Source organism: Phyllobacterium sp. SB3 (assembly GCF_040009165.1).
In the GTDB taxonomy this organism is placed as follows: Bacteria; Pseudomonadota; Alphaproteobacteria; order Rhizobiales; family Rhizobiaceae; genus Phyllobacterium.
Map to the genome: position 1 here is coordinate 627,916 of NZ_JBDYKI010000003.1, position 26,127 is coordinate 654,042.

The 26,127-nt window shown below is 52.0% G+C and carries 23 protein-coding genes; 13 read left to right on the top strand and 10 right to left on the bottom strand.

Annotated elements, in window-relative coordinates; translation table 11 throughout:
• Position 1 precedes the first annotated feature (1 nt).
• The 3 genes from cobN to ABKW30_RS14210 are packed head-to-tail and all read left to right on the top strand — an operon-like array spanning position 2 to position 4,826.
• Positions 2 to 3,733, top strand: a complete 3,732-nt coding sequence (gene cobN, locus ABKW30_RS14200) for a cobaltochelatase subunit CobN (RefSeq protein WP_348599565.1) — start codon at positions 2 to 4, stop codon at positions 3,731 to 3,733.
• A gap of 26 nt (positions 3,734 to 3,759) precedes the next feature.
• Positions 3,760 to 4,398, top strand: coding sequence for a cob(I)yrinic acid a,c-diamide adenosyltransferase (gene cobO / locus ABKW30_RS14205; protein WP_348599566.1), 639 nt, complete (start codon positions 3,760 to 3,762; stop codon positions 4,396 to 4,398).
• On the top strand, positions 4,398 to 4,826 hold the full coding sequence (locus ABKW30_RS14210; protein WP_348599567.1) for an EamA family transporter: 429 nt from the start codon (positions 4,398 to 4,400) through the stop codon (positions 4,824 to 4,826). The genes cobO and ABKW30_RS14210 overlap by 1 nt, the downstream gene beginning before the upstream one ends.
• On the opposite strand, the gene ABKW30_RS14215 is transcribed toward ABKW30_RS14210, so the two are convergent.
• Entirely contained in the window at positions 4,823 to 5,614 is a 792-nt protein-coding gene (locus ABKW30_RS14215) for a TSUP family transporter (RefSeq protein ID WP_348599806.1), read from the bottom strand. The genes ABKW30_RS14210 and ABKW30_RS14215 overlap by 4 nt on opposite strands.
• Positions 5,615 to 5,786: 172 nt before the next feature.
• Here ABKW30_RS14215 and ABKW30_RS14220 point away from each other — a divergent pair, with 172 nt between their 5' ends.
• Genes ABKW30_RS14220 through cobM form a run of 3 tightly spaced genes read left to right on the top strand, consistent with a single transcriptional unit; the run spans position 5,787 to position 7,381 of the window.
• Positions 5,787 to 6,215 carry a TerB family tellurite resistance protein gene (locus ABKW30_RS14220; RefSeq protein ID WP_008123468.1) on the top strand — a complete coding sequence of 143 codons (429 nt, stop codon included), beginning with the start codon at positions 5,787 to 5,789 and terminating at the stop codon, positions 6,213 to 6,215.
• Positions 6,215 to 6,610 carry a cobalamin biosynthesis protein gene (locus tag ABKW30_RS14225; protein ID WP_348599568.1) on the top strand — a complete coding sequence of 132 codons (396 nt, stop codon included), beginning with the start codon at positions 6,215 to 6,217 and terminating at the stop codon, positions 6,608 to 6,610. The genes ABKW30_RS14220 and ABKW30_RS14225 overlap by 1 nt, the downstream gene beginning before the upstream one ends.
• 9 nt (positions 6,611 to 6,619) lie before the next feature.
• Complete coding sequence (gene cobM, locus ABKW30_RS14230) at positions 6,620 to 7,381, top strand: precorrin-4 C(11)-methyltransferase (RefSeq protein ID WP_348599569.1); 762 nt, start codon at positions 6,620 to 6,622, stop codon at positions 7,379 to 7,381.
• Here cobM and ABKW30_RS14235 read toward each other — a convergent pair.
• Positions 7,373 to 8,119 carry a cobalt-precorrin-6A reductase gene (locus ABKW30_RS14235; protein WP_348599570.1) on the bottom strand — a complete coding sequence of 249 codons (747 nt, stop codon included), beginning with the start codon at positions 8,117 to 8,119 and terminating at the stop codon, positions 7,373 to 7,375. The genes cobM and ABKW30_RS14235 overlap by 9 nt on opposite strands.
• Entirely contained in the window at positions 8,112 to 9,227 is a 1,116-nt protein-coding gene (locus ABKW30_RS14240) for a cobalt-precorrin-5B (C(1))-methyltransferase (RefSeq protein ID WP_348599807.1), read from the bottom strand. Before ABKW30_RS14240 ends, ABKW30_RS14235 begins: the two co-directional genes overlap by 8 nt.
• A gap of 105 nt (positions 9,228 to 9,332) precedes the next feature.
• Between ABKW30_RS14240 and cobA the strand changes: the two genes are divergently transcribed.
• From cobA to cbiB, 4 genes are read left to right on the top strand one after another with little or no spacing between them, the layout of a single operon-like run.
• A complete protein-coding gene (gene cobA / locus ABKW30_RS14245) occupies positions 9,333 to 10,172 on the top strand; it encodes a uroporphyrinogen-III C-methyltransferase (protein ID WP_348599571.1) in 840 nt (279 codons plus the stop codon).
• Positions 10,169 to 11,467 (top strand): cobyrinate a,c-diamide synthase, encoded by a 1,299-nt coding sequence (locus ABKW30_RS14250; protein WP_348599572.1) that lies wholly within the window; start codon positions 10,169 to 10,171, stop codon positions 11,465 to 11,467. Before cobA ends, ABKW30_RS14250 begins: the two co-directional genes overlap by 4 nt.
• Positions 11,467 to 12,477, top strand: coding sequence for a threonine-phosphate decarboxylase CobD (gene cobD / locus ABKW30_RS14255; RefSeq protein ID WP_348599573.1), 1,011 nt, complete (start codon positions 11,467 to 11,469; stop codon positions 12,475 to 12,477). The genes ABKW30_RS14250 and cobD overlap by 1 nt, the downstream gene beginning before the upstream one ends.
• A 27-nt stretch (positions 12,478 to 12,504) precedes the next feature.
• Positions 12,505 to 13,485, top strand: a complete 981-nt coding sequence (gene cbiB / locus ABKW30_RS14260; protein WP_348599574.1) for an adenosylcobinamide-phosphate synthase CbiB — start codon at positions 12,505 to 12,507, stop codon at positions 13,483 to 13,485.
• On the opposite strand, the gene ABKW30_RS14265 is transcribed toward cbiB, so the two are convergent.
• Genes ABKW30_RS14265 through ABKW30_RS14280 form a run of 4 tightly spaced genes read right to left on the bottom strand, consistent with a single transcriptional unit; the run spans position 13,482 to position 18,065 of the window.
• The gene (locus ABKW30_RS14265) at positions 13,482 to 14,324 is read right to left on the bottom strand and encodes an ABC transporter permease (protein WP_348599575.1); all 843 of its coding nucleotides are present in this window, start codon (positions 14,322 to 14,324) and stop codon (positions 13,482 to 13,484) included. The two genes, cbiB and ABKW30_RS14265, sit on opposite strands and share 4 nt — an antisense overlap.
• Positions 14,321 to 15,268 carry an ABC transporter permease gene (locus ABKW30_RS14270; protein WP_348599576.1) on the bottom strand — a complete coding sequence of 316 codons (948 nt, stop codon included), beginning with the start codon at positions 15,266 to 15,268 and terminating at the stop codon, positions 14,321 to 14,323. Before ABKW30_RS14270 ends, ABKW30_RS14265 begins: the two co-directional genes overlap by 4 nt.
• Positions 15,269 to 15,298: 30 nt before the next feature.
• Entirely contained in the window at positions 15,299 to 16,780 is a 1,482-nt protein-coding gene (locus ABKW30_RS14275) for an ABC transporter substrate-binding protein (RefSeq protein ID WP_348599577.1), read from the bottom strand.
• 13 nt (positions 16,781 to 16,793) lie between these two features.
• Positions 16,794 to 18,065 (bottom strand): acetylornithine deacetylase/succinyl-diaminopimelate desuccinylase family protein, encoded by a 1,272-nt coding sequence (locus ABKW30_RS14280; RefSeq protein ID WP_348599578.1) that lies wholly within the window; start codon positions 18,063 to 18,065, stop codon positions 16,794 to 16,796.
• Positions 18,066 to 18,226: 161 nt separating this feature from the next.
• Between ABKW30_RS14280 and ABKW30_RS14285 the strand changes: the two genes are divergently transcribed.
• The 3 genes from ABKW30_RS14285 to ABKW30_RS14295 are packed head-to-tail and all read left to right on the top strand — an operon-like array spanning position 18,227 to position 22,742.
• Positions 18,227 to 21,079, top strand: coding sequence for a molybdopterin oxidoreductase family protein (locus ABKW30_RS14285; protein WP_348599579.1), 2,853 nt, complete (start codon positions 18,227 to 18,229; stop codon positions 21,077 to 21,079).
• A complete protein-coding gene (locus tag ABKW30_RS14290; RefSeq protein ID WP_348599580.1) occupies positions 21,076 to 21,843 on the top strand; it encodes a 4Fe-4S dicluster domain-containing protein in 768 nt (255 codons plus the stop codon). The genes ABKW30_RS14285 and ABKW30_RS14290 overlap by 4 nt, the downstream gene beginning before the upstream one ends.
• A complete protein-coding gene (locus tag ABKW30_RS14295) occupies positions 21,843 to 22,742 on the top strand; it encodes a DmsC/YnfH family molybdoenzyme membrane anchor subunit (protein WP_348599581.1) in 900 nt (299 codons plus the stop codon). Before ABKW30_RS14290 ends, ABKW30_RS14295 begins: the two co-directional genes overlap by 1 nt.
• Before the next feature lie 4 nt (positions 22,743 to 22,746).
• On the opposite strand, the gene ABKW30_RS14300 is transcribed toward ABKW30_RS14295, so the two are convergent.
• From ABKW30_RS14300 to ABKW30_RS14310, 3 genes are all read right to left on the bottom strand, one after another.
• The gene (locus tag ABKW30_RS14300; RefSeq protein ID WP_348599582.1) at positions 22,747 to 23,679 is read right to left on the bottom strand and encodes a lipid A biosynthesis lauroyl acyltransferase; all 933 of its coding nucleotides are present in this window, start codon (positions 23,677 to 23,679) and stop codon (positions 22,747 to 22,749) included.
• Positions 23,680 to 23,685: 6 nt separating this feature from the next.
• Entirely contained in the window at positions 23,686 to 24,714 is a 1,029-nt protein-coding gene (locus ABKW30_RS14305; RefSeq protein WP_348599583.1) for a zinc-binding dehydrogenase, read from the bottom strand.
• A 124-nt stretch (positions 24,715 to 24,838) separates the two neighbouring features.
• Positions 24,839 to 26,116, bottom strand: a complete 1,278-nt coding sequence (locus ABKW30_RS14310) for a beta-ketoacyl-ACP synthase (protein ID WP_348599584.1) — start codon at positions 26,114 to 26,116, stop codon at positions 24,839 to 24,841.
• Positions 26,117 to 26,127: the final 11 nt, after the last annotated feature.

Here is a 26,127-nt window from a genome sequence, read left to right on the forward strand (position 1 = left end):
AATGCATCTCCTGCTTGCCCAAAAAGGCACGATCGCTGAAGGTACTGAGGCTATCGACCTCGGCCAGACGCCAGGAGATGTGTTGTTTCTTTCTGCTGCGGACACCGAGCTTGCAAGTTTGGGTATGGCTCAACGGCGAGCTACAAATGGCATGTCGTTGCGTCTGGCTAATATGATGGCTCTTGCTCATCCCATGTCGGTTGACGCCTATGTTGAGCGGACAGCGCAGCACTCCAAGCTCATAGTTGTCAGGATCATCGGTGGCGAGAGCTACTGGCCCTATGGGCTCGAGGCTCTCCACGCCTGTGCAGTCAATCATAAAGTTCGGCTGGCAGTGCTGCCTGGCGATGACAAACCTGATCCCGGCCTTGATCGATTTTCTACCATCTCGCGTCAAGACCGTGACGCCCTCTGGCATTATTTGCTGGAAGGGGGGGCACAAAACGCTCAACGCTTTCTTGACTATTGCGCGGCAATGATTAGCGGCGGAGATAAACCGCAAGACGCTGCTCCATTACTGAAGTCCGGTCTTTGGTGGCCGGGAAGCTCTGCTCCTTCTTTGAATGAATTGCGATCCAGATGGGCGGTGGATGCACCGATTGTTGCTATCTGCTTTTACAGAGCTTTAGTTCAAAGCGGGCAAATGCAGCCGGTAGAAGCACTAATCGATGCGCTGAAGGCGAAGGGTCTTAATCCTTTACCTGTTTTTGTCTCCAGTCTGAAAGATCCAGTTTCAGTCGCGACACTGACAAATATTTTTAGCGAAGCCGCGCCTGCAGTTGTCTTGAATGCAACCGGATTTGCAGTTTCAGTGCCAGGTGCATCCCGCAAGGCTACTGTCCTTGAGCACGATGGAGCAATGGTCCTTCAGGTTGTCTTTTCCGGATCAAGCGTCGATCAGTGGCGCAGTTCCGATCAGGGTCTTTCAGCACGCGATCTCGCAATGAATGTAGCGCTGCCGGAAATCGATGGCCGCGTGTTGTCCCGGGCAGTGTCATTCAAATCAGCGCGTCATTACGATGAAGCGGTTCAGGCGAATATCGTTACGCATGAACCGTTAGCCGACCGGGTTGAGTTCGTTGCGGCGTTGGCCGCAAATTGGGCGCGACTTCGCTGCGCGAATCCCGAGAAACGCTTGATTGCTTTGATCATGGCTAACTATCCAAATCGCGATGGCCGGCTTGGTAACGGTGTCGGTTTGGATACGCCAGCTGCCACATGGCAAATACTCCAAAGATTGCGGGAGCAGGGTTACTCGGTTGCAGATGTTCCTGCCGATGGCGGCACCCTGATCAATTATCTGATGGCGGGGCCAACCAATGCTGCTGATGATGGTCGCGAAGTGCGCGAAACAATTTCCCTGAGTCATTACAAAGACTTCTTTGAAAAACTTCCGCAGTCGATTCAGTCGGCGGTAATGGAACGCTGGGGGTTACCCGAAGCTGATCCGTATTTCATGGAAGGTGATAACGCTTTTGCATTGCCGTTGGCTAGGTTTGGCGAAACACTTGTCGGTATTCAACCCGCTCGCGGCTATAACATTGATCCTAAAGAGACGTATCATTCGCCTGATCTTGTACCGCCCCACGGATATTTCGCGTTCTACGCCTTCTTGCGAAATGTTTATGGAGCGTATGCCATTATTCATGTGGGAAAACATGGAAACCTCGAATGGCTGCCCGGTAAATCTCTTGCCCTGTCAGAGGTGTGCTATCCTGAAGCCGTACTGGGGCCGATTCCTCATATCTATCCTTTTATTGTCAATGATCCGGGCGAGGGCACACAGGCAAAGCGCCGCTCATCGGCTGTTATAATTGATCACCTGACGCCGCCACTGACGCGCGCCGAAAGCTACGGCCCATTGAAGGACCTCGAAGCGCTGGTTGATGAATATTACGAAGCATCGGGCGTTGACCCACGCCGCTTGGTTCGCCTCAAGGTGCAAATACTTGATCTGGTCCGTGACATAGGTCTCGATAGCGATGCAGGTATCCACGATCACGATACGGATGACCTCGCTTTGCAAAAACTTGATGCCTACCTTTGCGATCTGAAGGAAATGCAGATTCGTGACGGATTGCATATTTTCGGCCAGTCCCCATCGGGGCGGTTACTGACTGACCTGGTCGTGGCGTTGGCACGTGTGCCGCGTGGCTCAGGGCATGGATCTGACCAAAGCCTGCAGCGCGCCATTGCGAATGATCTTGAGCTTGATGGCTTTGATCCACTTGATTGTGAAATGGCCGTGCCATGGAATGGCTTGCGTCCGGAAATCCTTGAGACTGTTTCCGACGAACCTTGGCGCATTGCTGGCGACGCGGTGGAACGTATCGAGATACTTGCTGCAAAGCTCGTCGCAGGCGAAACAGAATGTCCTGAGAACTGGATTGCTACCATGGCAGTCATGAAAGGCATTCGCGACAATCTGCATCCTGCTGTTTCCGCATGCGGTGACGCGGAGATGAATGCGCTGCTGACCGCACTGGATGGGCGCTTTGTGGCACCGGGACCATCCGGTGCACCGACGCGAGGGCGCCCGGACGTCTTGCCAACCGGGCGTAACTTTTTCTCGATCGATACGCGCGCTGTACCAACACCGGCAGCGTGGGAGCTTGGCCAAAGGTCTGCTGAGCTTTTAATCCGGCGCTATACACAAGATCACGGCGAATGGCCGACGTCGTTTGGTCTTACCGCTTGGGGCACCTCGAACATGCGGACTGGCGGCGATGATATAGCACAGGCATTGGCGCTTATCGGAGCAAAGCCTGTGTGGGACATGGCATCCCGGCGTGTTACCGGATATGAAATTATCCCGATCGCTATGCTTGGCCGTCCGCGCGTCGATGTAACTTTGCGTATCTCCGGTTTCTTCCGCGATGCATTCCCCGACCAGATTGCGTTGTTCGATACAGCCGTTCGAGCAGTTGGTGCTTTAAACGAAGACGAACACGATAATCCCATTGCAGCGCGTATGCGTCGGGAGCAGGCTCGGTTGATTGCGGAAGGTACTGACGAGAAGCTTGCCAAACAACGTGCTGGATTTCGTGTTTTTGGCTCAAAGCCCGGAGCATATGGTGCGGGATTGCAAGCGCTCATGGATGAGAATGATTGGGCCAAACGCGATGATCTGGCGGAGGCCTGGCTCGTCTGGGGCGGTTACGCTTATGGCGCTGGCGAAGAGGGGGTAGCGGAGCAGGGACTCCTTGAAGAGCGGTTGCGGACAGTAAATGCCGTTATCCAAAATCAGGATAATCGCGAGCATGATCTGCTCGATTCTGACGATTATTACCAGTTTGAAGGCGGGATGTCGGCAGCAGTCGAGTTTCTGTCAGGCGAGCGGCCATCAATCTACCACAATGATCATTCCCGCCCAGAAAAACCGATCATCCGTACTCTTGAAGAAGAAATAGCGCGAACTGTACGCGGGCGTGTAACCAATCCAAAGTGGATCGCCGGTGTTATGCGACATGGCTATAAAGGTGCTTTCGAAATGGCTGCTACAGTCGATTATCTGTTTGCCTTCGCAGCCACAACTGGTGCAGTGGGGAACCACCATTTTGAAGCGGTTTATCAGGCATTTCTCGTGGATGATGGTGTGCGGGCTTTTCTCGCTGAAAAAAATCCCAATGCCTTGCGCGATATCGCCGAGAAACTGGAAGCTGCGGTTGATCGCGGGTTTTGGTCGCCACGATCCAATTCGGCGCGATTTGAACTGAGCAAGCTTGCAGCTTGAGAATATGATTCGGAAGGGGACGCCAAATGGCTGAAAAATCACAAAAATTGCAGAATTTGACCGAAGAAGAGATCAACGAGCGTCACGCTGACAAAATGCGTAAAAAGAAGGCTGTGCGCGACAAGATACAAGCCACAAAAACCGACGAAAAAGGTTTGGTGATCGTCAATACCGGTAAAGGAAAAGGTAAGTCGACGGCCGGTTTCGGTGTTGTTTTCCGCGCACTGGGGCATGGCATGAAGATTGGCGTCGTCCAATTCGTTAAAGGGTCTTGGGATACCGGTGAGCGTTGGGTTCTCGAAAAATTTCCTGAGCAGGTGACAATCTCGGCCATGGGTGAGGGTTTTACCTGGGAAACGCAGGATCGTGCCCGCGACATAGCAATGGCGCGCGACGCGTGGGAACAGGCCAAGTCGTTAATTCTTGACGATGAGACAGAACTTGTTCTTTGCGATGAGCTGAACATTGCACTTCGCTATGATTATCTTCCGGTGGATGAGATTATCGAGGTGTTGAAGCAGAAGCCGCATATGAAACACGTCATTATTACAGGTCGCAACGCCAAGGATGAACTTATTGAGTTTGCTGATCTTGTTACGGAGATGGAAATGATCAAGCATCCTTTCCGCGCGGGCATTAAAGCGCAAAAGGGTATTGAGTTCTGATGGCCGAGAGCTGGCAATTCTGGGCAGTCGTTTCGGCGGTTTTCGCCGCTTTGACTGCCATTTTTGCCAAGGTCGGCATTGAAAACATTAACTCCGATTTTGCCACCCTCATACGCACCTTTGTTATTATTGGAGCACTCTGTCTTTTTCTTACAGTGAGCGGCCAATGGCAGGGACTCTCGACCATTTCAACTAAGACATGGACGTTTCTCATTCTGTCAGGTTTGGCGACTGGGGCATCGTGGCTCGCGTATTTCAGGGCATTGAAGATTGGGGATGCAGCGCGTGTTGCACCAATCGACAAGCTATCAATCGTTATGGTTGCTATATTCGGTGTAGTATTCTTGGGTGAGCGGCTGTCGGCCATAAATTGGCTCGGCGTCATTCTGATTGCTGGCGGTGTTATTCTCTTGAGCCTCCGACTCTAGAAAAGGCGTGACAACCAAATCCGGACTGGATTGTCACTATCAAGCAATAGCTTGGTGGCCAGAGCCAAGCAGACGACTATAAGGAGCGGCTTGATTATCTTTGCTCCGTTTTTCATTGCCATGCCTGCGCCGACGCGTGCGCCAATAAATTGCGCAACACCCATCATCAAGCCTATTTTCCAATTGATTGCCCCAAGAAACGCGAAGGTGAGGAGACCGCCAACGTTAGATGAGAAATTCAGCAGCTTTGTATGGGCTGTTGCTTTCAGCAGGCCATAGCCCGCAAGGGAAACAAATGACAGCATAAAGAATGAACCAGTACCCGGTCCGAAGAGCCCATCATAAAAACCAATCAAAGGTACGATCGTGAAGCCGAAGACAAAGGGTGTTAGGCGTTGTGCTCGGTCTATATCGTCCATATTCGGCTTCACCGCGAAGTAAATCGCAATGGCTATCAGCAACAATGGCAGAAAGGCACGCAATACATCTCCGGGCAAAAAGCCTGCCAGCAAAGCGCCGCCAACTGCACCAAGAGCTGACATCAAAGCTGATGGCAGCTGTTTTTTCAGATCAACGTGACCCTTTTGAGCGTAGGCGATTGTAGCGGACGCCGAGCCAAAGACTGATTGCAGCTTGTTGGTTCCAAGCGATTCAATTGGCGACATTCCGGTCAGTAGCAATGCTGGAACAGTCACCAGTCCACCGCCTCCGGCAATAGAGTCGATGAAACCTGCTGCAAACGCGGCAGCGATCAAAATCAGATGAACATTGTCGAAGAACGTGGGCATTGCGGGAGACTCGTTGGAACGACGCGGACAATAGTTGGATTTCGTTGTTTGGCGAGTGGTTTTGCGCAAGGTTTTCCCCCAGCGGGACGAATAACCCGCTGCTGTGTTGTTTGCGCACTTGAATTTGAGGGATTGCGCTGCAATCAATCAGGTAAATCACTTTGGGGGCACAATGAGCGAGAGCATTTTTGATCGGATTACAGCATTTCTGGGCACGAAAAGTGCTGTACAGAAAGTGGCGGATGATCCGGTGTTGACAGCAGAGCTTTTGCTGCTCTTGCATGTAGCCTTGGCTGATGGAAAAACAGAAAAGGCAGAATATGCTGCGATTATGCGCATCGCATCGACAGATTTTGGTATTTCACCTGATGAGTTTGGCGAAGTTGCTGAGTATTTGAAAGACTTCGGTTACGAGACAACGAGCAGTCAGGCAGCTCTAGCCTTCGCCGATGTTCCTTTTGAGCGTAAGGTGCAATTGTTGCGCCATCTTCTGACGATTGCCAACGCGGATAATGAGCTTGATCCCAAGGAAGCCAACCTTATCCGAAAAACAGCAGAGATGTTGGGCGTTACTCCGGAAGAACTGCACAAGCCTCATTGATGGTTACGGTCTATTCCCTTGGCCTTGGCTGCGAGCTGGGATGCGCTCCATCCGAGTTGCTCGTTCTCGTGGAACAGGTCTTGAGTGAGGTTGTTCAGGACCATTCGCAGCTGACTGGTGTGTTCACCATAGACCAACGCAGGGATGAGCCAGCCATAGGCGGTGTAGCCGCTAGTCTTGGTGTTCCTTTACGAACATTTGACGCAACTACACTTGAGGCCATGACGCCACGTCTGCTGAACCCTTCCAAAAGGGTTTTTGCGCTTGTCGGGTGTCATGGTGTGGCAGAAGCGGCAGCTCTGGCAGGCGCGGGCCTTGGCTCACGTCTTATTGTCGGGAAAACAAAATCAGCTCATGCCACTGCAGCACTTGCGGTTTGTGACACGAATCCATAGCGAGTTTCGATGATTGTTCATTTTATTGGTGCGGGTCCCGGTTCACCGGATCTTATAACAGTGCGGGGATTGAAGCTTATTCAGTCTTGTCCCGTTTGTCTTTATGCAGGTTCGCTGGTTCCGCCGGAGATGGTTGCAGAGGTGCCGGAAGGCGCGCGAGTCGTTGATACGTCATCGCTGAATCTTGACCAGATTATTGCTGAGTTTGAGATGGCGCATGCACAAGGCAAAGATGTGGCTCGTGTTCATTCCGGTGATCCTTCGATTTATGGAGCCATGGCCGAGCAAATGCGTCGTCTTGATGCGCTTGGCATTGAATATGATGTGACACCGGGAGTACCTGCATTTGCTGCTGCCGCTGCTGTGCTTAAAAAGGAACTCACAGTTCCAGAAATATGCCAGACCATTATCCTTACGCGCACATCCATGAAATCGTCCGCCATGCCGGAAGGTGAGGAGCTGTCAACGCTGGGTAAGTCTGGTGCCACACTGGTGATCCATCTGTCGATCCGTAATCTGAAGCGCATCGAGGAAGAACTTTCGCCGCTTTACGGCGCGGATTGTCCCGTCATTATTGCCTACCGGGTAGGGTGGCCGGATGAACAATTTCTTCACGGAACGCTTGCGGATATTGCGAGCAAGGTCGCAGATTCCGGTTTGACCCGATCCGCAATGATTTTCGTCGGGCGAGGATTGTCGGCTGACGGGTTCAGAGATTCCGCGCTTTATCACAAGAGCCATAGCCACACATTGCGCTCCGGCTCAGAGTAAGTTCAGTGTTTCTTCGACAAAGTGAGTAACGCTTTCTATGTCCGGTAACGTATGGATTTTAGGACGAAGCGGCCGTTCAACCATAATGACTGGAATGCCCAGATCTCGCGCCGCCCGGATCTTCGCGTAGGAAGCCTTTCCGCCAGAATTACGGCAGACAATATGGCTGATCTTCTTAGTATCAAGGAAATGAGTTTCACGTTCGACTGTACCAGGTTTTGACAGTTCAAGTTCGAAATCAACAAGGTCGAGAGGGGTCTCCGGCGGGTCGATCATACGCACAATGAAAAGCACATTGTTTCGCTCGGAAAATGCGGAGATATGCTGTTTGCCGAGAGCCAGCAGGACGCGTGCCTTTGATGGAATAATTTCTGCCGCTTGTTGCAAAGAGCCAACTAAAGTCCATTTGTCACCAGGCTTGGCCTGCCAAGGCGGACGCTCAAGCCTCACGAACGGAAGATTTGCTGCAATTGCCGCATTAATTGCATTGTCTGATATTTGCGTGGCGAAGGGATGGGTAGCATCGATCATCAGGGTAATTTTCTCAAGGCTGAGATAATTAGCCAATCCCTTCGATCCTCCAAACCCGCCCACACGAACCTCACCCTCGATTTCAGCCGGTGCGAGAGTTCTCCCGGCAAGCGATGAAATTACACGGCGATCTGGGGCTTGCAGCCGGGATGCAAGCTTCGATGACTCCGCCGTTCCGCCCAAAATGAGAATTATGTGTTCAGACACGGGCGAGCACTATGCCTTTGCGATCAGTCACGATTACCTCTACTTCAACTGGCGCGCCCTTCAGCGTGTGAATTGCAGTCTGTTTAGCTTTCAAGGCAATTGACTTTGCCAGATCAATCTCAAGGCTCTGAGTTATTTCAAGCACTTCCTGAGCTGTGTTCGCATTTAGAATCCGACTTCTCTCGGCCCCATCAAGTCCGAGACTTTCGGCTTCATCCGCTAAAAAAGCCATATTGACTTGACTGCGACCCGAATGAAGATCAAGCGCGCCTTGCGCAAGTTTTGTCAGTTTTGCAAACCCGCCTGCAATTGTGAGCTTGTCGATTGGGTGAACACGCAGATATTTGAGCAACCCACCAGCAAAGTCGCCCATATCAAGAAGAGCGATCTCCGGCAGATCATAGATCGCCTGCGCTGCGTCCTCAGATGTCGAACCAGTCGCGGCGAGTACATGCTTCAATCCTGCCGCGCGGGAAACATCAATGCCGCGATGGATGGAATGTATCCACGCCGCGCACGAAAAGGGGTGAACTATTCCCGTTGTTCCCAATATGGAAATACCCCCTACAATACCAAGGCGAGGGTTCCAGGTCTGCTTCGCCAGTTCCTCACCCTCGGGAACTGATATTGCAATTAGCAAGTCGGCGGGCAAATCATACTGTGCGCATATCTCTTCACAAACCTTCGTCATCATCGTTCGAGGTACGGGGTTAATTGCAGCTTCGCCGGGAAGAATGGGGAGGCCGGGCAGGGTAACTGTGCCGACACCTTCGCCAGCAACAAACTGTATGCCGCTTCCCGGCGGTGCCGGAAACACCGTGGAGATTATGGTCGCGCCATGTGTAACATCAGGATCATCCCCGGCATCTTTGACAATACCCGCCATCGCATAACCTTCTCCAATCGATTCTATGGCAAGCTGGAAATGCGGAACTTCACCTTTCGGCAGAATGATTGCGACCGGATCGGGAAATTCACCGGTAATCAGGGCAAGTAAGGCAGCTTTTGTGGCCGCAGTCGCACACGCGCCAGTGGTCCAGCCACGTCGCAATGGTGGCCCATCCGCTTCCTGTGGTTTGCGCAAAGCTGTCTCAGGCTCTTCATTCATTCCGACCTTATAGACCAGCTTGCGCAATCGTTGCATGATTTTTCCGACAGGTGCATTCTTGCAGACAGAAAAATTGTGCTATGCGCAGATGAGCGGGGTTAAGCAATGCGCGCAAAGCGAAACAAGTTACCGAAATTTGAGGCCGGACATGTCTGGCTTGTGGGAGCGGGGCCGGGTGATCCAGGGCTTTTGACATTACATGCGGTCAATGCGCTCGAACAGGCCGATGTCATTGTCTACGATGCGCTTGTCAATGAAGAATGCCTTTCATTTGCCGATCCCTCCGTAGTTCTGGAGTATGCTGGCAAACGTGGCGGCAAACCGTCGCCACAGCAACGCGATATCTCCTTGCGACTTGTAGAACTCGCTCGTGCAGGAAATCGGGTACTACGCTTAAAGGGCGGTGATCCATTCGTGTTTGGCAGAGGCGGCGAGGAGGCGCTGACATTGATGGAAAACAATGTGCCTTTCCGGATCGTGCCCGGTATAACCGCGGGCATCGGTGGTCTTGCCTATGCGGGTATTCCGGTAACACATCGTGAAACCAACCAGAGTGTAACCTTCCTGACAGGGCATGACGCAACCGGCCTTGTCCCAGATTCAATGGATTGGCAGAGTATTGCAAAGGGCTCTGCTGTCATCGTCATGTATATGGCCATGAAACATATTGGTCTTATCGCCTCCCGCTTGATGGATGCAGGCCGCTCGCACGATGAGCCTGTAGCATTTGTTTGCAACGCCAGCACGGATCATCAACAAGTTCTGGAAACGACACTTGAAAAAGCTGCGTCCGATGTGGCGGCAGCCAATCTTAAACCGCCAGCTATCGTGGTTGTCGGGCAGGTTGTGCGATTACGCGGCGCGTTGGATTGGCTGGGCGCTCTTGAAGGCCGTGTCCTTAAACAGGACCCGTTAGGTACCCGGCGGGCAAAGGACGCAGGATGAAAGGTTTGCTGATCGCCGCGCCGTCATCAGGCAGCGGAAAAACCACTGTTACGCTGGGTCTGTTGCGGGCATTACGCAATCTTGGGGTAAATATCGCGCCGGCGAAGGCAGGACCCGACTATATTGATCCAGCTTATCATACGGTTGCGAGTGGCGTTCCATGTTTGAATCTTGACCCTTGGGCGATGCGACCCGACTTGATTAGCGCACTTGCTTCCCGTCATACTGAAGGCGAGAAAACGCTGATCGTTGAAGGGATGATGGGACTGTTTGACGGTGCTTTGGATGGGAAAGGCTCTGCAGCTGATCTGGCGAGCCATTTGTCTTTGCCGATCGTGCTTGTTGTCGACTGCGCGCGTCAATCACATTCAATTGCAGCGCTCGTCAGCGGTTTCCGCAATTTTCGACGAAATGTCATGATTGCCGGACTTATCCTTAATCGGGTGGGTAGCACGCGCCATGAAATGATGCTGCGCTCTGCGTTGAGCCCGGTGGGCATCCCGATACTTGGCTCGTTGCCCAAAAGCGAACAATTGCAATTGCCTGAGCGCCATCTCGGTCTCGTTCAAGCGGGTGAACACCGTGACCTCGAGAGTTTCATTGAAAGTGCTGCTTCCACGATTTCGGAACGAGTGGATATTCATGGCATCCTTGATATTGCAGGGCGGTATGGTTCGACGGAATCCATGGCTAATATTAAGCGTATCCCACCGCTTGGGCAGAGAATAGCAGTGGCGCGAGATAATGCTTTTGCTTTTTCTTATGTCCATTTGCTTGATGGTTGGCGCAGGCGTGGCGCTGAGATCAACTTCTTTTCCCCGCTTGCCGATGAAGCTCCTGCTGCTGATAGCGATGCGATCTATCTGCCCGGTGGTTATCCTGAGCTTTATGCGGGGCAACTGGCTGCAGCGGGTGGCTTTGCTAAAGGCATCGCTCAGGCAGCAAGTAAAAGCACGTTAATCTATGGTGAGTGCGGCGGGTACATGGTCTTGGGCGAAAGCATTGAAGATGCCGCAGGCATCACGCACAAGATGCTAGGCCTTTTGCCCGTTGAAACGAGCTTTTTGAAACGGAAAATGCATTTGGGCTATCGCCGATTGGAACCTCTCGAGGGCTCACTCTTCAACGCGCCTTTGACTGCTCATGAGTTTCACTATGCCAGTATTATACGCGAGGGAGAGGCCAAACGCCTCTTCCGCGTTAGGGATGCGTTGGGCGAGGATCTTGGAGAGGTTGGCTTGCGCGTAGGCTCGGTCAGTGGCTCTTACATGCACATAATTGATTTGGTTGGGTAATGCAGATTGAACATGGTGGTGCGCTTGACCGCGCTGTGATGCATTTTGGTGGTCCGCCTGCAGACTGGATTGATCTTTCGACTGGTATCAACCCGGAGGTCTTTCCCTTACCCGTGATCTCAACGGCAATCTGGAATCGGTTGCCGGACCAGATGCTGTTGGCCTCAACAGTTGAGGCGGCAAGAATCTACTATGGTGTTGGAAGCGAGGCAGGCATTGTTGCCGCGCCCGGTACTCAGGCTTTGATCCAGATATTGCCGGAACTGAAGACGGTGGGTGAGGTGGCAATACTTGGTCCGACCTATCAGGAGCATGCGTTTTCATTCCAGCAGGCGAAATGGCACGTTTCGCATTGTGCCAGCATCGAAGAAATTTCTGAATCGGCAAATGTTGCGGTGATTGTTAATCCGAACAATCCTGATGGGCGGATTACTTCTGTGGAAAGCTTGGTCGATCTTGCTAGAAAGATGCACGGTAGAGGTGGTTTTCTCATTGTCGATGAAGCGTTCGCCGACCCGCATCCAGAGACAAGCCTGGCTGCCCATGCGGGTATGGACGGACTTATTATTCTCAAGTCATTCGGGAAGTTCTTTGGTCTTGGTGGCTTGCGTCTCGGCTTTGCTCTGACCAGTCAAGGAACTGCTGAACGATTAAAGCTACGGCTTGGTCCGTGGGCTGTATCGGGACCGGCGCTGGTCATTGCAGCTCATGCCTTTTCCGATGCGAAACGACTAGACGATTACACGTCTCGATTGAAGATTCGCCGCAAATTGCTTGCAGATGTTCTAGCCGAGGTAAAGTTAACTGAGATTGGTGGGACAATGCTATTTTCTCTCATTGAGTTCGAGCAAGCTCACAAACTCCATGATGAACTCTGCCAGAAACATGTCCTGACACGAAAATTTGCTTATGCACCACACTGGCTACGATTTGGACTCCCGCTGGATGAGTCCGCCGCCAGCCGTTTGCATAAGCGCCTTGTTCTCGCAATAAGCGCAGTTCAAAGCTGATGTTTGATTCAACAGGATAGAATCTATATGGAAATCAATCTCTTGATCCTGTTTCTTGCGTTGCTGGCGGATCGCTATTTTGGTGATCCAGAATGGCTATGGCAAAAAATTCCACATCCTGTCGTTATGTTTGGCAAAGCTATTTCATATGTGGACAAGCGCTTCAATAAAGCAACCAATTCGGACCAGCAGAGACGGCGTGACGGCTTTCTGGCTATACTCGTACTGCTTTTACTGTCTGCCGCCGCCGGGTTCTTTGTTCATCTCGCGCTACGGACAATTCCGCCGTTTGGTGGGCTTATCGAAGCTATTATCGTAGCGGTATTTTTAGCCCAGAAAAGCCTTGGCGAGCATGTGGAGCGGGTCGCGGGGGCATTGCGGGAAGAGGGACTGATTGGGGCTCGGCGCGCCGTTTCCATGATTGTTGGTCGTGATCCGGACGTTCTCGACGAATCTGCTATTAGCCGTGCTGCAATTGAGAGTCTTGCAGAGAACACTTCCGATGGCATCATTGCACCGGCGTTCTGGTATGCCTTGCTGGGTCTGCCGGGCCTGTTCGTTTATAAAATGCTGAATACGGCTGACTCAATGATCGGGCACCTGAATGATCGCCATCGTAATTTTGGTCGTTTTGCTGCAAAGCTTGATGATGTTGCAAATTGGATACCTGCACGGTTGACCGGCCTGTTGATCGCAAGCGCGGCGTGGACCTTTCATGGGTATGGTGCTGCAAAGCAATCCTTTGATGTCATGATGCGGGACGCCCGACTGCACAGATCGCCAAATGCGGGTTGGCCGGAGGCTGCAATGGCTGGGGCAATCGATGTGGCATTGGCGGGGCCACGTATCTATGGTGGCGTTATAGCCAATGAACCGATGTTGAATGGTGCGGGGCGACGCGATGCGGGATCGGAAAATATCGAAGATGCACTTCATATCTTCCGGGCAACAACCGCAATCTTCGCGATAGTGGTCCTGATTTTCTTTGCGGCTGGACTATTCTTCTAACGCATGTACCGCAATTTCGGGTCGAGAAGGTCTCTCAAGCCATCACCCAGCAGGTTAAGTCCAAGCACAGTCATCATGATGGCAAGCCCTGGAAACAGTGCCATGTGTGGTGCAAGGCTGATCATCGTTTGTGCCTCGAACAACATGCGTCCCCAGCTTGGCATGGGCGGCTGAGAGCCCAGACCGACATAGGACAGACCAGCTTCGGCGAGAATACCAAGTGAAAACTGGATAGTCCCTTGGATGATCAGGACATTGGCCATGTTTGGCAGGATATGGTCTATGGTTATGCGCCCCTCATCTTTGCCGATTGCACGAGCCGCCAGAACAAACTCCCGCACCCAAAGTGACAAGGCCGCACCTCGTGCAACCCGCGCAAAAACCGGGATGTTGAAAATTCCGATAGCAATAATTGCGTTGATTGCTCCGGGGCCAAATATTGCGGTGATCATAACTGCCGACAGGAGAGCGGGGAAAGCAAAAACAAGATCATTGAAGCGCATAAGAATTTCATCGACAACACCACCGCTGGCAGCAGCCCAAAGACCTAGCGGAATGCCGATACCCGCGCCAATTGCTACTGAAACAAATGCCACCAGAATTGACGCGCGGCTGCCGACCATAATCATCGAGAGGATATCACGGCCGAAATGATCCGTGCCCAGCCAGTGCGTCATGGACGGTGGCTTTAATTTGGCTACGACATCTAAAGCGGAGACGTTGTAGGGCGTCCACATGAACGAGAGGCCTGCCATAATCGCTATAATCAACGTAATGATGGCACCAATCAAAAATGATCTGTTGGTGAGTACGTTCCTTAAGTCTGCCCTGGTGCTCATCTACGGCTCCACAAGCGTGGATCGACGATGGCATAAGCAAGATCGACAACCAGATTGACGATGATCACAGTGGCAACAAGAAGGATTACAACACCTTCTACAACGATCAAATCCCGCTGGGTAATAGCCTGGAATACAAGCCGTCCAAGGCCGGGGAGATAAAAGACATTCTCAACAATGATTGTACCGGCAAGCAGGAAGGAGAATTGCATGCCCAGAATTGTCAGGACCGGTATTAGCGCGTTGCGCAAAGCGTGATGATAAAGCACCCGGCGGCGGGATAGTCCTTTAGCGCGGGCAGTCCTGATGTAATCTTCACCGAGCACGTCGAGCAAAGACGAACGGGTTACCCGGGCAAGAATGGAAGCCTGAGGCAGGGCCAACGCGATAGATGGCAAAATCAGAGATTTGATACTTGGCCAAAGGCCATTCTCCCATCCTGTAAATCCGCCAGCCGGCAACAAACGCAGCATAACTGCGAATACGTAGACAAGAAGGAGAGCGAACCAGAAATTCGGAATCGCTATGCCGATTTGTGCTGCTCCCATCGCGGCGGTATCTGCAATGCTGCCACGTCTTGACGCTGAAAACAGACCGACCGGAATGGCAATAACAGTGGAAAGCGCTAATGAGATCAATGCCAGAGGCAAAGAAACAGCCACTCTTTCCTTGATAAGATCAAATACGGGAACTGAATAGGTATAGGACTTGCCAAAATCACCTGTGAGCAAGCCGCCAAGCCAACTGAAATACCGCGAAATCAGCGGCTGGTTAAATCCCATCTGCTCCTGCAAGGTGCGGACAGCATCCTCGGTGGCATTCATACCCAGCATTAATCGCGCCGGATCACCCGGTACAATTTCGAGAACGGCAAAGACAATGATTGATGCTGCGAGCAATGTAACTATGCCAACCGACACGCGTTTTGACGCGTAACTCAGCATGTGATTCCTTTGCTCAAGCTGCCTAGCATTTCAATCGATCCATTTGACAGCAGTAAGATCGTTGGCTTGAATCGGCCCATTTTCCCAAAGACCTTCAATCTTTGCATCCCAAATTCCAGTTTTCGGCAACTGAAACAGAAATGCCGCTGGCTCGTCGGCTGCAAGGAGCTTCTGCGCCTGTTGGTAAAGCTCTGTACGCTTTGGACCATCGGAAGTCGCTTCAATCTGCTTGATCAGTTCTTTGAATGTTGCGCTGTCATAATTGAAATAATAGTCATCGCGCGCAAAAATGTTGAGATCGTTCGGCTCAGTGTGAGAAACGATCGTCATGTCATAATCTTTGTTTTTAAAGACCTGATCGAGCCACTGTGCCCACTCGACCGGGATGATTTCTGCATCAATACCGATCTCACGTAGCTCTGCTGCAATAATTTCACCGCCGCGCCGCGCATAGGTAGGAGGTGGCAGTTTTAGCGTCGTCTTGAAGCCATTAGGATGGCCTGCCTCAGCCAGAAGCTTTTTGGCAAGCTCTGGATCATAGGTTGTCTCTGCCGTCAGGTCAAAATAAGCTGGGTGATGCGGCGGAAAGAATGAACCAATCGGTGCGCCGAATCCGAACATGGCGCCGTCGATAACTGTCTTTCTGTCGATGGCGTGCGCAATGGCTTGCCGCACGTTTACATTATCGAATGGCGGTTTCTTGTTATTCATCCCCAAGACGGTTTCGCCTTCAGTGGTGCCAATGACTACCTTGAAGCGTGGATCAGTCTGAAACTGTGCAATGGTTTCATAGCTTGGGAAAACCGGAAATGCCTGTACATCTCCGGCCAGTAAAGCTGCCGTTGCTGCTGCTGGATCGGGAATAATGCGGAATGTTGCTTTTTCGAGCTTCGCAGGCGTTCCCCAGTAATCCGGATTTTTCGCAATAACAATTTGCGAGCCTTTTTCCCAATTCTCCAACTTGAAAGGACCTGTACCTATCGGCTTGTCCTTGTTGGTATCGGCGCTTTCCGGAGCGACAATTACCGCATCACCCCAAGCCATATTATAGAGGAAATCACCGCTGGGCTGTTTTAAAGTCACTTTAACTGTCAGCGAATCTACAGTCTCGACAGTATCTATCGCAGCGAAGAGACCTTTCTGGGCATTTGTCGATTTGTCACCGCGCGCCCGGTCGAGCGAAAACTTTACATCCTCCGCATCGAAGCCTGTGCCGTCATGAAATTTTACATCTTTATGCAGCTTGAACGTATAGACCTTGCCATCGTCTGATAGAATCCAGCTCTCCGACAGAGCAGGTAAAACATCACCCTTTGGCCCAATCCGCGTCAGGCCTTCGAATATGTTTGCATATACAATCTCATCGATAGCAGCCGCTGCTCCCGCTGTAGGGTCCAGATGGGGTGGCTCCAGAACTATGCCGAGCACGAGATCAGTCTTTGCCGCAAAGGATGTTGTCGCCGGAAGCAACGCAATTGCTGTGCCAATTAGAAATGACTTCCAGATATTCATTCGACGTCTCCCCTTAAATCGAACCGGACAATAATATCTTCAAGCCAAGAGCCATGACTTTGGCTGACTCGATCATATCTTCAATTCCAACATATTCATCCGGTCGATGTGCAAGATCGAGAATTCCGGGGCCATAAGCAATGCAATCATGCAAAAGTCCAATGCGTGCAATATGCTTTTGATCGTAAGTGCCGGGCGAGATCACATAGTCAGGCTCTTTACCGAATACCGATCTAATCCCTTGCGCGACGGCAGACACCACGGGAGCGTCGCGTTCGGTCATCAATGGCTGTACTTCCATGATGTCGCGAATTTTATAGTGAAACTTTGGCCGCTCCCATTTCAAGCGGTCGAGAATGGAGGTGACCTCGCGCTTGACCTCGTTGATATCTTCTTCGAGAAGGAAGCGACGGTCTATGATCAATCGGCAGGAATCCGGCACATTCGGCGAAGGTAATCCCGTAAAATCATCGGTCTGCCCACCATGAACCGAATTGATATTCATGGTGGATCGCCGCGCCCCTTCCGGCACCACGGGCATGCGTGTTTGTTTTTGGTCGAGGGCTGGAAACAAATCCTTCTCGAATGCATCCAACACAGCACCCATGTGACGAACTGCACAGTCGCCAAGGAAGGGCATTGATCCGTGAGCAATTTCTCCTTTGGTTTCGATTTCCGCCCACCAAACGCCCCGATGGCCCAGACAGATACGATCCTTATTGAGTGGCTCGGGTATGATTACATGGTCAACTCGGGGCTTTGAGAAAAAACCTTTGCTGGCAAGATAAGCAACGCCGCCAAATCCGCCGGATTCCTCGTCAACGGTACCTGAAATTTCGATGGCGCCGGTAAAATCCGGGTAGACCTCCAGAAAAGCCTCGGCAGCAATGATTGAAGCTGCCAATCCACCTTTCATGTCGCAGGCGCCGCGGCCGTAGACCTTGCCATCCTTGACGATTCCTCCAAATGGATCAACGGTCCAACCATCACCCGTATCAACGACATCGATATGGGAATTGAAATGTACCGTTTGGCCATGCGTGCGGCCATCGAAACGTGCGACGACATTGGTGCGCGGATATCGGTCTGTATCACCGGGCGATCCTTCCGCGCGAATCAATTGCGTCTCGAAGCCAACCTTTTGCAACCGCTGCGCGATATACTCCGCACAGGGTGTATAAGCCTCACCCGGCGGGTTTATCGTTGGAAATCGAATAAGATCCTGCGTCAACGCAATGAGGTCATCACGTCGTTTATCGATTGCGCGGGAGAGCTTTTCGTCCATCTGGACATCAAATCAGGCGGTATCCTGATTTGGCAAGAGGCAAGTTTCTAACGGATGGCAAAATGCCACTTTCTTGGTGAGATGTCGTTTGAGTGTTTGGTAGATTGGAATTGTTCTTATAAAACAGGAGCTGAAGCTGATAATAAGCGGGGCAACAAGACATGAATTCCGAACCACGCCTTGCCTTGTCGCTGCCGGTTGGTGACGAAGTTGCCAAAACCACCTGTTATATGTGTGCCTGCCGCTGCGGAATTGATGTCCATTTGAAGGATGGTAAAGTCCGTTACATCGAGGGCAATCGCGATCATCCAATCAATAAGGGTGTGCTGTGCGCTAAAGGTTCTGCCGGAATTATGCAGCATTATTCGCCAGCTCGATTGCGTGCACCGTTGCTGCGCACCGGCCCGCGTGGATCGGGCGAATTCAAGGAAATCAGCTGGGAGGAAGCGCTTTCACTGGCTGTAGATTGGTTGCAACCAATCCGCAATACTGCACCGCAAAGGCTCGCTTTCTTTACCGGGCGAGATCAAAGCCAAGCGTTAACAAGCTTCTGGGCGCAGAATTTTGGAACCCCCAATTATGCGGCGCATGGCGGCTTCTGCTCGGTTAACATGGCCGCTGCCGGTATCTATACAATCGGCGGAGCCTTTTGGGAGTTCGGTGCGCCGGATTGGGATAAAACGAAGCTGTTCGTGCTCTTCGGCGTGGCAGAAGATCATGATTCCAATCCTATCAAGATCGGCATTTCCAAGCTGAAAAAGCGGGGCGCGCGCTTTGTTTCAGTCAATCCCGTTCGCACGGGATATTCCGCCATAGCCGATAATTGGATTGGAATCAGGCCGGGTACCGACGGGCTGCTTGTGCTCAGTATTATTCATGAGCTTTTCCGCACAGGCAAAATCGATCTCGATTATCTTGCCCGATACACCAATGCCCCTTGGCTCGTTATAGATAAAGAAGGGCATGAAGATCATGGCCTGTTTCTGCGTGATGATCTTGGTAAGGCGTTGGTAAGAGACCGGAAGTCCGGTGCCATTATACGCTTTGACGCACCGGGCTATATCGCCGATCTTAACGCCGATTTCGTCACACCGGATGGAGTAAAGGTGCGTAGTGTTCTGCGCTTGATGGCGGAGAAATATCTGGATTCCCAATATGCACCGGATTCAATCGCTGCTGAAACCGGAATCTCAGCACAAACAATTCGCGGACTGGCAGCAGAAATTGCCCGTGTTGCCTTTGAAGAAGAAATCATTGTCGAGCAGCCTTGGACCGATATGAAAGGTGAACAGCATGAGGTTATGATCGGTCGTCCCGTGAGCTTTCATGCCATGCGTGGTATCTCGGCCCACTCGAACGGTTTTCAATCGGCCCGCGCTCTACATGTCTTGCAGACGATAATTGGCTCAATCGATTGTCCAGGTGGCTATCGTTACAAGCCGCCATACCCCAAACCGGCCACAGCACATCCACGGCCTCATGGCCGCCCCGAGCATGTCGTGCCTGGCAAGCCTTTGGCGGGGCCGCATCTCGGCTATCCGCTTGGGCCGGAAGATTTGCTTGTTGACGCTAACGGCAAGCCACAGCGTATCGACAAGGCTTTTTCGTGGGAGGCTCCACTGTCTGCCCATGGAATGATGCATATGGTCATCGCCAATGCTCACGCGGGCGACCCTTATCCAGTCGACGTCTTGTTCCTCTATATGGCGAATATGGCGTGGAATTCCTCGATGAATACGCGCGGCACGATAAAGATGTTGGAGGAGCGCGATGAGGCAACTGGCGAGTATAAGATTCCGAAAATTATCTACTCAGATGCCTATTCGTCGGAGATGGTTGCGTACGCTGATCTTATTTTGCCGGACACGACTTATCTTGAGCGCCATGATTGTATTTCTCTGCTGGACCGGCCGATTTCCGAGCCGGAAGCTGTATGCGATGCAATTCGCTGGCCTGTCATAAAACCTGATCGCGATGTACGCGGGTTTCAATCGGTGCTGATCGATCTTGGAGCCCGATTGAAATTGCCAGGCTTTGTAAATGAACGGGGCGAGGCGCTTTATAAAGATTATGCGGACTATATCGTCAATCATCAGCGCAAGCCGGGAATCGGGCCATTGTCCGGTTGGCGTGGCGAGAAAGCTGATAGCGAGGGTAGGGGCGACCCAAATCAGGATCAGATAAAAAACTATATTGATAATGGAGCATTCTGGACAAAGCATATTCCACAGGAAGCGCTTTACTTCAAACACCACAATGCCGCGTATCAGCAGTTTGCAATCGATATGGGTTTCTTCGATACGCCGCAGCCAGTGACGATCCAATTATACGTCGAGACGTTGCAGAAATTCCGCTTGTCAGCGCAAGGCATCCGAAAACCTATCGCACCTGAGCAATACAGGCAACGCTTGCTGGATTGTTTCGACCCGCTGCCAGACTGGTACCGCCCCTTTGAAGAGCAGGGCATTAACACGGTTGAATTTCCCTACCACGCCATTACACAGCGTCCGATGGCTATGTATCATTCTTGGGGATCGCAAAATGCATGGCTGCGGCAAATCCATACGAAAAACCCGCTCTATGTGCCCGGTGGAATTTGTGATGAGCTTGGACTGAGGGATGGCGATTGGGTATGGGTGATCTCGCATCACGGCCGGATCAAATGCGAAATCGCTCGAACTGATGCAGTAAACGGTAGAACCATGTGGACATGGAACGCGATCGGTAAACGCGGGGGCGCTTGGGCCCTTGATCCCAAGGCACCTGAAGCTACGAAGGGATTTCTTCTCAATCATCTCATTCACGAGTTATTGCCGCCAAAATCCGACGGCATGCGCTGGTCCAATTCTGATCCGGTTACAGGTCAGGCAGCATGGTATGATTTGCGGGTGCGGATAGAAAAGGCGGAAGCGGGTGAGAGGATCAGCGAGCCGCATTTCAAGGCTATAAATCGTCCCGGTAGTCAGAATCCGGCGGCAGATGAGTTGCGGTATGGACAAGAGTGGGCGAAATGACAAGCCTGCCGCACAACCGTACCTCGAAGAAGCTTGGTCTGGTTATCGATCTTGATGTTTGCGTAGGCTGTCATGCATGTGTGATCAGCTGCAAGGAATGGAATACTGGCGGTTATGGCAATGCCTTGTCCGACCAGCATGCCTATGGTGCTGACGTGTCAGGCACATTTCTTAACCGCATCCACAGCTTCGAAGTGGTTCCCGAAGGTGGGCAGATCATCGGCGAAGCGGGAGAAGCACGTGTGGTGCATTTTCCGAAATCCTGTCTTCACTGCGAGGATGCACCTTGCGTGACAGTCTGTCCGACAGGGGCCTCCTACAAGCGCGCTGAGGATGGCATTGTTCTGGTCGATGAGAAAAAGTGCATCGGTTGCGGGCTTTGCGCTTGGTCCTGCGCCTATGGCGCACGCGAGATGGATCTGGCCGCAGGAGTGATGAAGAAATGCACGCTATGTGTTGATCGGGTCTACAATGAAACCCTGAAGCAAGAGGATCGTATTCCCTCCTGCGTCAGAACCTGCCCAGTCAATGCCCGGCACTTTGGCGATCTTGGCGATCCGCTTTCGGATGTATCGATCATGGTTGCTGAACGAGGTGGTTTTGATCTCATGCCCGAGCAAGATACGAGGCCGACAAATAAGTACCTGCCACCTCGTCCGCGTCGCTCGCTTAGCGATGTCGCGCCAATCATTCCGCTTGCGGAAAATACGGAAGGTGCGCGCGGTTTCTTTGCGTGGTTAGATAAGACGCTGGATAGAATCTGATGCATCCGGCTTTTTCGATGATCATTTTTACGACTTTGTCGGGAATGGGCTACGGTCTTGCGGTCGTGCTCGGGCTTGGTTTTCTCGATCCACCTGTGATTGCGACGAAGCTTGCCTATCTGATGTCCATTACCCTGATTGGAGCAGGGTTGATTGCATCGCTTTTCCATCTGGGCAATCCACAGAGAGCATGGCGGGCGTTGAGCCAATGGCGCTCCAGCTGGTTATCGCGCGAAGGCGTTATGGCTATCACCACGTTCATTCCTTTAACGCTGAGTGCCGGTTTGGCAATTTTCGCTAACAGGTTTGATTTGATTTTGGGCTTGATTGGTATTCTCGGATCACTGATCACAGTCTATTGCACATCAATGATATATGGCTCACTCAAGACCGTAGATTCTTGGCATACGAAGCTCACGCCAATCTGTTTCCTGCTGTTTTCACTAGCCAGTGGATTTTTGCTGGCAAGTGCTTTCTCCGGAGCGCTGGTGCTGAAGTTGTTGGCTATAGTGTTCCTGCTTATGGCGCTGATTGCCAAGATGATCTGGCGCAATCGCAGCGGGACACTTACACCCCTATCGACACCTGAGAGCGCCACCGGACTTGGTTTCATCGGTAAGGTGCGGTTGTTTGAACGGCCACATTCCCTCGACAATTATCTCACACGCGAGATGGGTTTTCGCATTGCTCGCAAACATGCTGCCAAGCTTTGGATTATTGCGTTACTAAGCGGGGTAGTTTTACCCGTCATAGCTTTGCTCGCAGCTATGGCGTTGGGCAATGGCCTGACAGAAAAAGTATTAATGAGCGTTGCTGTTGCTAGTCATGCGTTGGGTATTTTTGTTGAGCGTTGGCTGTTTTTTGCCGAAGCAAAGCATGCAGTCATGAACTATTACTAAGTTGCTATTTATTCCAGCGTTTGTGGAACCACATCCACTGACCGGGATATTCACGAACCCAGCTTTCAACCTTGTCGTTCAGCGCCTGTGCTGTTGCAGTGAGGTCGATAGCGCCTTTTTCATCGCGCGGCAGTTCCATTTTTTCTTCAAGTTCCAGACGGAAACGTCCGCCCGGCAGACGCACGCAACGAGCTGGATAGACGTCGCACTCATACTGGCGTGCAAGTTTGGCCAATAGAGGATTGGTCTTGCAGGGACGATTAAAGAAAGTCGTTGGAATGCCACGGTGGAATTTTTGATCGACCAACATGCCAACATTACCGTCTGCGTTCAAAACACTGGCAAGCGACCACGCTGCGCCCGCTTTTGATGGCACCAAATGACCCATATTCGTGCGTCGTGCGCCGAGAATTTTTTTGGCGACATAAGGATTGTTCGGCGGGCGAAAAAGAGCCGTTACGTTCAATTCGAACGTTGCGGCGCAGATGGGCAATAGTTCGAAGTTACCGGTATGGCCGGTAAAGAAAATATGGGGACGGTCTTTCTCATCGCGAATACGCTCGAAGATTTCACGGCCCTGAACTTCTATCAGTCCTTGCTTGTCGCTATGAGGGTCGTAATCAAAGATTGCATCAAGAAAGACATACTCAGCAGTCAGCCGTGCCATGTTTCCCCACATGTCGCGCGCTATCTGCTGTAGCTCTTCTTCAGATTTTTCCGGATAGGCTTTGCGCAGATTGGTCATGGCTACGCGGTGTCGACCCATCAGGGGACCGATCTTGCGAGCGGAAGCATCAATGAAATCCATCGCTGCTTTGGCTGGCAACTGGCGTAGAAGCCAAAGTGTGCCGAAAATAATATTCGCCGAGAGCCAGTAGTTGACCGACTTCAACCTCTGGCTCCATCGGTACAGCGCTAGTTTTTTGTCGAGTTTCATACGGAATCAGTTAACGCGCAAAATGATCTTGCCGAAAACATCCCGGCCTTCCATCCGCTTTAGGGCTGTATCAATATCATCGAAACCGACTTCCGTATCGATGACAGGATGGACCAGACCGCGCGCCATCTTCTGCATCGCATCTGCCATGTTTTCCATGCGGCAACCAAATGAACCAAGCAGTTTCAATTGCTGCTGGAATAGCATCATCAGGTTCATGCTTGTTGACACGCCTGACGTTGACCCACAGGTAACGAGACGACCACCGCGCCGAAGTGACAGCATAGAGCCAGCCCAGGTATCGGCGCCAACATGCTCGAAAACAACATCAACACCTTTTTTCTTGGTAAGTTTACGCACGACGCCTTCGAAACGGTCTTCGCGGTAATTGATGACGTGATCCGCGCCAAGCGCCTTGGCTTTTTCGATCTTGTTGTCAGAACCAACAGTCGTGATGACCGTGCAGCCCATTTTCTTGGCAAGCTGGATTGCGGCAGAACCGATGCCCGATCCACCAGCATGCACCAGAATGGTTTCACCTGCTTCAAGTTTCGCATTGTCAAACAACATATGTTCAACCGTGCCGAATGTGACCGGAGCAACGGCTGCGCCGATTTCATCAACGCCGGGAGGTGCGGGAACCAGAAGCCGCGCCTTGAGGTTCACCTTCTCCTGAGCAAAACCATCAAGATGGAAGCCGTGAACGCCTGAAACATGCTCGCAAAGATTGTCACGACCTTCGCGGCAAGCGCGGCAAAGGCCGCAGGTCTGTGCGCCATAAATCGAAACCAGTTGCCCGGGCAGGAGATTGCTGACACCTGGGCCAATGGCGTCGACCACGCCGGATGCTTCCGCTCCGATAGTCAAGGGCATTTTCCGTTTGGCAAAGGCCATGCCACGCCAGCCCCAAACATCGATATGGTTGAGTGCAACCGCTTTGATGTTGACTGTCACTTCGCCGGGACCGGGTGGAGGCGGAGGAGCAACATCAACGATTTCGAGTTTGCGATCTTCGATCAGCTGTAATGCACGCATGTCCGTTTCCCGGAACGACGCTGCCTTGGAAAGGCAGTGGGCCGCTCATTTTTGGTTTATGCACTTCCGTCTGGAAAAGCGATTTTCGCCTTTTCTCTGGAATTGCTCTAATTCAGGCCCCGGATTAGTTCGGTTCTGCCGTCATGACAAGACATGTATTTTGTCCGCCGAACCCAAAAGAGCTGGAAAGCACCGCCGAAACGCTTGCTTCACGCTTCACGTTGGGAACAACGTCGAGCACTATTGCAGGATCCGGGTTGTCATAATTGATGGTTGGCGGGATCGTTCCGGTCTGAATTGTCAGAACAGAAAAGACTGCTTCGATAGCACCAGCAGCAGTCAGTGTATGGCCAATCATCGACTTGTTCGAGGAAACCGGCAGCGATGAGATGCGCTCACCGAATACTGTCGAAAGAGCCAAATACTCCATCTTGTCGTTTTCCGGAGTCGAGGTGCCATGTGCATTGATATAATCAATAGCGTCTTCCTTGATGCCCGCATCATCCAAAGCGGCGCGGACGGCGCCAATCGCTGGCGAGCCATCTGGCTTTGACCGCGTACGATGGAAATCATCGGCCTTTTCGCCACAACCACGCATGATGCCAAGAATATTGGCTCCACGGGCAACGGCAGCTTCAAGCGACTCCATAACAAGTGCTCCCGAACCCTCGGCCATGACGAAACCGTCACGGTCCTTGGAGAATGGCTTTGCTGCCTTGTGAGCAGGCTCATTATGAGTTGAAAGCGCCGATAGCAGTGAGAAGCGGATCAGAGCTTCGGCCGAAACCGAGCCGTCTGTTCCGATTGACAGAACGCGGTCGCTTTCACCGCGCCGGATCGCTTCCACACCAAGCTGAATTGCCGTTGCACCGGATGCACAAGCGGTTGACAATGTGATCGGCAGTCCGCGCGTTCCAAACTTGTCGGCGATGCATTCGGCGATGAAACCAAACTCTGCGGTATTGAACATGGTGCTCTGCGGAGCTTTTCGGCAGGCAGCCAGCAACAGATCGTATCCGGGCTCACCTTCAGATTTCACCAATGCATCGAGCGCAAAGCGATTACGCCATTCGAGTTCAACAGGCGGTGCTGCCAGAAAAAGCGGCCCGCCAAAGTCATCAACTGGGAAGCCGGCTTGTGCAATTGCTTCTTCTGCTGCGAGTGACGCGAGTTTCTGCGAAAGTGCCGATGCGCCTTGATTGCTCTCTTCAAGAAAATCAACAGTCCCAGCAATCTGCGTACGCAGATTGTCCAGCGCAAAGCGCGTTATAGTGTGGATACCGGAAGTTCCGGAGGTTAGCGCCGCCCAGTTTTCTTCCTTGCCCTGTCCGAGCGAAGAGACAACGCCTAGACCAGTAATGGCGACGAGTGGACGACCTAGATGATCAGTATATTTGGACATTGGTATATCCT

Bases quoted from the DNA above. Each gene is read 5' to 3' on its own strand.
- cobN (WP_348599565.1), top strand. From the start codon at position 2: ATGCATCTCCTGCTTGCCCAAAAAGGCACGATCGCTGAAGGTACTGAG.
- cobO (WP_348599566.1), top strand. From the start codon at position 3,760: ATGGCTGAAAAATCACAAAAATTGCAGAATTTGACCGAAGAAGAGATC.
- ABKW30_RS14210 (WP_348599567.1), top strand. From the start codon at position 4,398: ATGGCCGAGAGCTGGCAATTCTGGGCAGTCGTTTCGGCGGTTTTCGCC.
- ABKW30_RS14215 (WP_348599806.1), bottom strand. From the start codon at position 5,614: ATGCCCACGTTCTTCGACAATGTTCATCTGATTTTGATCGCTGCCGCG.
- ABKW30_RS14220 (WP_008123468.1), top strand. From the start codon at position 5,787: ATGAGCGAGAGCATTTTTGATCGGATTACAGCATTTCTGGGCACGAAA.
- ABKW30_RS14225 (WP_348599568.1), top strand. From the start codon at position 6,215: ATGGTTACGGTCTATTCCCTTGGCCTTGGCTGCGAGCTGGGATGCGCT.
- cobM (WP_348599569.1), top strand. From the start codon at position 6,620: ATGATTGTTCATTTTATTGGTGCGGGTCCCGGTTCACCGGATCTTATA.
- ABKW30_RS14240 (WP_348599807.1), bottom strand. From the start codon at position 9,227: ATGAATGAAGAGCCTGAGACAGCTTTGCGCAAACCACAGGAAGCGGAT.
- cobA (WP_348599571.1), top strand. From the start codon at position 9,333: ATGCGCGCAAAGCGAAACAAGTTACCGAAATTTGAGGCCGGACATGTC.
- ABKW30_RS14250 (WP_348599572.1), top strand. From the start codon at position 10,169: ATGAAAGGTTTGCTGATCGCCGCGCCGTCATCAGGCAGCGGAAAAACC.
- cobD (WP_348599573.1), top strand. From the start codon at position 11,467: ATGCAGATTGAACATGGTGGTGCGCTTGACCGCGCTGTGATGCATTTT.
- cbiB (WP_348599574.1), top strand. From the start codon at position 12,505: ATGGAAATCAATCTCTTGATCCTGTTTCTTGCGTTGCTGGCGGATCGC.
- ABKW30_RS14265 (WP_348599575.1), bottom strand. From the start codon at position 14,324: ATGAGCACCAGGGCAGACTTAAGGAACGTACTCACCAACAGATCATTT.
- ABKW30_RS14270 (WP_348599576.1), bottom strand. From the start codon at position 15,268: ATGCTGAGTTACGCGTCAAAACGCGTGTCGGTTGGCATAGTTACATTG.
- ABKW30_RS14275 (WP_348599577.1), bottom strand. From the start codon at position 16,780: ATGAATATCTGGAAGTCATTTCTAATTGGCACAGCAATTGCGTTGCTT.
- ABKW30_RS14280 (WP_348599578.1), bottom strand. From the start codon at position 18,065: ATGGACGAAAAGCTCTCCCGCGCAATCGATAAACGACGTGATGACCTC.
- ABKW30_RS14285 (WP_348599579.1), top strand. From the start codon at position 18,227: ATGAATTCCGAACCACGCCTTGCCTTGTCGCTGCCGGTTGGTGACGAA.
- ABKW30_RS14290 (WP_348599580.1), top strand. From the start codon at position 21,076: ATGACAAGCCTGCCGCACAACCGTACCTCGAAGAAGCTTGGTCTGGTT.
- ABKW30_RS14295 (WP_348599581.1), top strand. From the start codon at position 21,843: ATGCATCCGGCTTTTTCGATGATCATTTTTACGACTTTGTCGGGAATG.
- ABKW30_RS14300 (WP_348599582.1), bottom strand. From the start codon at position 23,679: ATGAAACTCGACAAAAAACTAGCGCTGTACCGATGGAGCCAGAGGTTG.
- ABKW30_RS14305 (WP_348599583.1), bottom strand. From the start codon at position 24,714: ATGCGTGCATTACAGCTGATCGAAGATCGCAAACTCGAAATCGTTGAT.
- ABKW30_RS14310 (WP_348599584.1), bottom strand. From the start codon at position 26,116: ATGTCCAAATATACTGATCATCTAGGTCGTCCACTCGTCGCCATTACT.